This is a genomic window from Klebsiella sp. A-Nf5 (genome assembly GCF_002810545.1).
Classification (GTDB): Bacteria; Pseudomonadota; Gammaproteobacteria; order Enterobacterales; family Enterobacteriaceae; genus Klebsiella; species Klebsiella variicola.
This window is the reverse complement of record NZ_PIOG01000190.1, coordinates 1-4600: the sequence shown is the minus strand read 5'-3', so window position 1 is coordinate 4600 and position 4600 is coordinate 1. Positions and strand designations below refer to the sequence as shown.

Genomic DNA, 4600 nt, shown 5'->3' with positions numbered 1-4600 from the left:
AGTTCGCTGCGCGAGGTGGGTAAGCTGTTAGCTTTTCTGAAAGAGCCGGAACCGCCAAAAGGCTTCCGCGATCTGTTTGATAAGCTGCCGCAGTTCAAGCAAGTGCTGAATATGCCGACCAAACGCCACATGATATCGGCCGCTCCGGGATCTGGTTTGTGCTGGGGGTTATCATTCCGTGGTTTGCAATTATTTCGCTGGCTCTGTGCTGCCTGCGTTCAGCGCCGGCACCGTCTCGCTGAGATAATCAATCATCGCCCGCATCCTGGCGGGCATATGTTTATCTCCCGCCCACAGCAGCCACAGGTCGCCGGAGTAGCTGCTGATGAATTCCCACTCGGGCAGCACCTGCACGATATCGCCCTTTGCCAGCGCCTCACGGGCGGTGAACAGCGGCAGACTGCCAATGCCCAGATGCTGCTTAACCGCGTCGAGGCGTACGGCGGTATGGTTGGCGGCGTACCGCCCGTAGGTTTGCACGGTTTCGCTTTTCCCTTCCCGGCGGAACTTCCAGCGCGCATCGGCGGGCGTTTCGCCAAGGCTGATGCAGCTATGCGCGCGCAGATCCTGCGGCGTGTGCGGCATACCGTGCCGTTGTAAATACGCCTCAGTGGCGCAGATAACGTGCCTGATTGGCATCAGCGGTTTGCCATGCAGACCAGGGGAAGGGGTATCGGTGATGCGCAGCGCCAAATCAATACCGTCATCGATAAAATCCAGAGGGCGATCTTCCAGCCGCAGGCAGACGTCAACCTGCGGGTAGCGGTGGAAAAACGCCATCATCAGCGGGTGGATCACAAAGCGGCCGACGGCTTTCGGTACGCTGAGCGTCAGCTTTCCCTGAGCGACCGTTTGGCGACTGCTGGCGGAATCTATCGCCTGCCGCGCCGCTTCCAGCATCTGCTGGGCATGCTGATACACCGTTTCCCCGGCATTGCTCAGTCGCAGTTTGCGGGTGGTTCGATGCAGCAGCTTGCTGCCCATCTCCCGCTCCAGTCGCGACACGCTGCGGCTCACGGCGGAGGGCGTCAGGCCGCTCTGGCGGGCGACGGCGGAAAAGCTGCCCTGGTCGACTATCTGGACGAAGAGGGCGAGGTCCGGCAGGAGGTTCAGATTCATTTGTGCTCCTGGAGCAAAAGTGCATTGGCGGGTGGTGGGATTATCGCTGTCGATATTATCAATATACTGGTCGGACAGAGAGGAGAATCACCATGACTGAACGAGTTTATTACACCAGCGATGCTACCGACGGGCGCGCCCAGATCATCGCCTGCACTGCAGAAGCGGATGGCCGTTACGCCATCGAACTGGATCGGACGTTGTTTCACCCGCAAGGAGGCGGTCAACCGGCAGACCGCGGCTGGATCGCCGGGCAGGTGGTTGAGACGGTTATTGTGCGCGGCGACAGCGTGCTGCATATCCTGTCGCAACCGCTTCCCCTCGGTGACGTGGAGATGAAAATTGATGCCTCCGCGAGACAGCTGCATGCCCGTCTGCATTCTGCCGGCCACCTGCTTGGCCTGGCGGGCGAACAGCTTGGCTGGCAACCGGTGAAAGCGCACCACTGGCCCGGCGAAGGGCGGATAACCTTCACCAGCAGGAACAATGCCGCGCTGCCGGACGCCAGCGCGCTGTTGACGCCGGTGAAGGCCTGGCAGGCGCAGGACTTACCGCGTCAGGTGACGTTCGCTGATGGCCTACGCCAGGTGGGATTTGGCGAAATGCCCGCTTATCCCTGCGGTGGCACCCACGTCGCCCGTCTGGCGGAGCTGGGCGACGTCGTCGTCAGCCAGCTTAAAATGAAGAAGGGGCAACTGGTGGTCAGCTATACCCTGGCGTAAGCGTTTTATCTCTGCTCAGGATGGGTCTGCTTGCCGTGGTAGATGCGCTCAGGTCGGCCAACCTTGCCGTAGCTGATTTCCGCTTCCAGAAAGTCGTTCTTCACGCCTTGCTCCAGATAACGGCGGGCGGTGGTTTTGCTGCTGCCGAGGATACGGGCCAGCGAGTCGGCGGTATGTACCACCGACGGGTCGGCAAACAGCTGGAGTACGCGCTGAAAGGTGCTTTCATCGATCCCGCGCAGCGGTGCGCTGGTGGGTTCCGTTTGCTCCCGAGCCTGAATATTAAACAGCGCGTCGACATGGATCTGGCTGGCCTGTTCGCTGGAGCGCAGCGAGCTACGATAGCGGGCAAAGCGCTCCAGCGTGTGCTGCAGGCGCTGATAGTGCACCGGCTTAATCAGGTAATCGAACACCCCAAGACGCAGCGCTTCGCTGATGGTATCCATGTGATTATCTGCGGTAATAAAGATAATCCGTCCCTTGTAATGCGTACTGACAGCATGGCGGATCAGATCGATACCTTTGCCGTCGGGTAAAAAATTATCCAGCAGGATCAGCTGCGGTTGATACAGCCTGAGCTGTTTCCTGGCGCTCTCAAGCTTATCCGCAATGCCAATGACGTCGAACTGGGGAAACTGTTTAATGTTATCCACCAGGATCTCCGCCAGCATAGGTTCGTCTTCAACGATAAGAGTAGTGATGCTATCCATGATGTTCATCTCGGGTCAGGGGGATATAAAGCGTAAAGATGGTGCCAAAGGGAATATTATTTTCGACGACAATGTTGCCGCCGGCCTGTTCCACATAGCTGCGTACCAGCCAGAGTCCGATACCATGATCTTTGCTGGTGCTGCTGGTAACGCCGCGCTCGAAGATCCTGTCGCGCAGCGCCTCGTCAATGCCGCATCCCTGGTCGGCGATCTCAATGATCACTTCGTGACCGTCGCTGTTGATCAGGCATTCTATCTGCCTTGACCCCTGCGGCTGACGCAGGCTGGCATTGTAGGCGTTATCAAGCAGATTCCCCACGATCGAGATCCATTCATTGTGAGAAAGGGCGGTGGGTAATCTGTCAACGAAGCAGGCCGGATCGAAAACCAGCTCCAGACCGAGCTCTTTGGCCCGGTAATACTTGCCGATCAACAGTCCGGCCAGATGGTTATCCTGGAAATTCCGCGCGATAAAATCGATCACCTTCTGGTGACTTTCCGACTGCTGTTGGATCAGGTCCAGCGCATGATCGTAGCGTTTAAGAAACAGCAGGCCAGCGATAGTGGAGATCAGATTGCGATGCTCATGCTGCACGGCGCGCAGGTTATCGGCGTACTGTTGCACCTGGCTGAGCTGCAGGCTAAGGGTGTTGATATCGTCTTTGCTGCGAAAGCTGATCACCCAACCCTGTGGCTCATTGTTTAAGATCACCGCCATCCGGCTGGCGATCACTTTGATCTGATTGAAGGTGACGATTTCGTCTTTTTTATTGGCCTGTGGCGCATCGTAGAAAAAGGCCTCCTGCGAGATAACGCTGTTGATCCCTTTGCCGATAAGCGTGGTTTCCGGTTGGCTCAAATTGAGCAGGCGGCGGGCAGTCTGATTAATTGCAGTGATTTTATAACCGGAGTCGATGGCGATCAGCCCTTCGAATACCGATTCAAACAACACGCTTTGCTGGATCAACAGCTGTGACAGCTGTTGGGGTTCCATATTGAGCATCTGCTTTTTGATATGCAGTGAGAAGCGGCGGGCGCAATAGAGCAGGAGCAGCAACATGATGGCCATCGGGATCAGCAGCGAGCTTATCTGCAGGCTGAGCCAGTTCTCCAGTTGCTCGATGGTATAGCCTACCGACACAATGCCGATCACCTTGCCGGTCTCGTCCTGAATCGGCGATTTACCGCGCAACGAGGATCCCAGCGAGCCTTTGCGCACTGACACGTAGCTTTTGGCGTTTATCAACGCCTCATCGCTATCGCCGCCTTCCATCGATTTGCCGATTTCATCAGGATTGACGTGATAGAGGCGCTGGCCGCTGGCATCACCGACGGTGATGTAGGTGGCGTCGGAGAACGAACGCATGGGGTCGATAAGGGCTTTGATTCTGGCGAGATCGCGTTTCTGTACCGCCTCCACCAGCTCCGGCATCGCCGAAATCTGCATCGCCTGAATCAGCGCCCGTTGTCCGACCTGATAATGCAGACGCTCCTCGGTAATGTCTGTCAGATACCATGACATCGCCAGCATGACGATCGTCGAGGTGAATAAGATCAGCAGGAAGATGCGATTCTGAAACGATCGCCTGGCAAACCAGTGGGTGATTTTTCGGGTGTACATTGGGTAGATAGACATTAAATTGTTATTCTCCCCGTTTTGCGCCCCCGGCGCCGACAGGTGGAGCACAGAACAGAAAATTTCAGACATGTGCCCGGCCCCGTCATGCCAGGTGTGGGTATCAAATCAGCCCGGAGGCGGGGCGACAGCCACACCTCCGGGAAGGATGCCGGCCTACATCGCCAGCACGTACTTGAGCATCACCCCGGCGGCGATCGCCGAGCCGATCACTCCGGCCACGTTCGGGCCCATGGCGTGCATCAGCAGGAAGTTCTGCCCGTCCGCTTCCAGACCCACCTTGTTAGACACCCTGGCCGCCATCGGCACCGCCGACACCCCGGCGGAACCAATCAGCGGGTTGATTTTGTGTTTACTGAACACGTTCATCAGCTTCGCCATCAGCACCCCGGCCGCGGTCCCCACGCAGAAGG

Annotated in this window: 5 protein-coding genes and 2 pseudogenes; 3 read left to right on the top strand and 4 right to left on the bottom strand. The window is 57.5% G+C overall.

Annotation, left to right across the window (positions count from 1 at the left end; genetic code table 11):
- Both CWM53_RS20165 and CWM53_RS20160 read left to right on the top strand, forming a co-directional pair.
- Positions 1 to 126, top strand: a pseudogene (locus CWM53_RS20165) (3-octaprenyl-4-hydroxybenzoate carboxy-lyase); the annotation flags it as partial.
- Between the two features lie 2 nt (positions 127 to 128).
- Positions 129 to 242 (top strand): annotated as a pseudogene (locus CWM53_RS20160) (DUF805 domain-containing protein); the annotation flags it as partial.
- Here CWM53_RS20160 and CWM53_RS20155 read toward each other — a convergent pair.
- Positions 190 to 1119, bottom strand: coding sequence for a LysR family transcriptional regulator (locus CWM53_RS20155; protein WP_074387102.1), 930 nt, complete (start codon positions 1117 to 1119; stop codon positions 190 to 192). The pseudogene CWM53_RS20160 and the gene CWM53_RS20155 sit on opposite strands and share 53 nt — an antisense overlap.
- Before the next feature lie 92 nt (positions 1120 to 1211).
- On the opposite strand from CWM53_RS20155, the gene CWM53_RS20150 reads away from it, so the two are divergent.
- Positions 1212 to 1841, top strand: a complete 630-nt coding sequence (locus CWM53_RS20150) for a hypothetical protein (RefSeq protein WP_074387101.1) — start codon at positions 1212 to 1214, stop codon at positions 1839 to 1841.
- A 5-nt stretch (positions 1842 to 1846) separates the two neighbouring features.
- On the opposite strand, the gene CWM53_RS20145 is transcribed toward CWM53_RS20150, so the two are convergent.
- From CWM53_RS20145 to CWM53_RS20135, 3 genes are all read right to left on the bottom strand, one after another.
- A complete protein-coding gene (locus CWM53_RS20145) occupies positions 1847 to 2551 on the bottom strand; it encodes a response regulator (protein WP_074387100.1) in 705 nt (234 codons plus the stop codon).
- Positions 2544 to 4172 (bottom strand): sensor histidine kinase, encoded by a 1629-nt coding sequence (locus CWM53_RS20140; RefSeq protein WP_100730409.1) that lies wholly within the window; start codon positions 4170 to 4172, stop codon positions 2544 to 2546. The genes CWM53_RS20145 and CWM53_RS20140 overlap by 8 nt, the downstream gene beginning before the upstream one ends.
- A 171-nt stretch (positions 4173 to 4343) precedes the next feature.
- On the bottom strand, positions 4344 to 4600 hold a 257-nt coding region (locus CWM53_RS20135), incomplete at its 5' end, for a sodium ion-translocating decarboxylase subunit beta (protein WP_165785076.1).

What these genes read in the sequence shown, in the direction of transcription:
- CWM53_RS20155 (WP_074387102.1), bottom strand. Translation starts at nt 1,119, where the DNA reads ATGAATCTGAACCTCCTGCCGGACCTCGCCCTCTTCGTCCAGATAGTC.
- CWM53_RS20150 (WP_074387101.1), top strand. Translation starts at nt 1,212, where the DNA reads ATGACTGAACGAGTTTATTACACCAGCGATGCTACCGACGGGCGCGCC.
- CWM53_RS20145 (WP_074387100.1), bottom strand. Translation starts at nt 2,551, where the DNA reads ATGGATAGCATCACTACTCTTATCGTTGAAGACGAACCTATGCTGGCG.
- CWM53_RS20140 (WP_100730409.1), bottom strand. Translation starts at nt 4,172, where the DNA reads ATGTACACCCGAAAAATCACCCACTGGTTTGCCAGGCGATCGTTTCAG.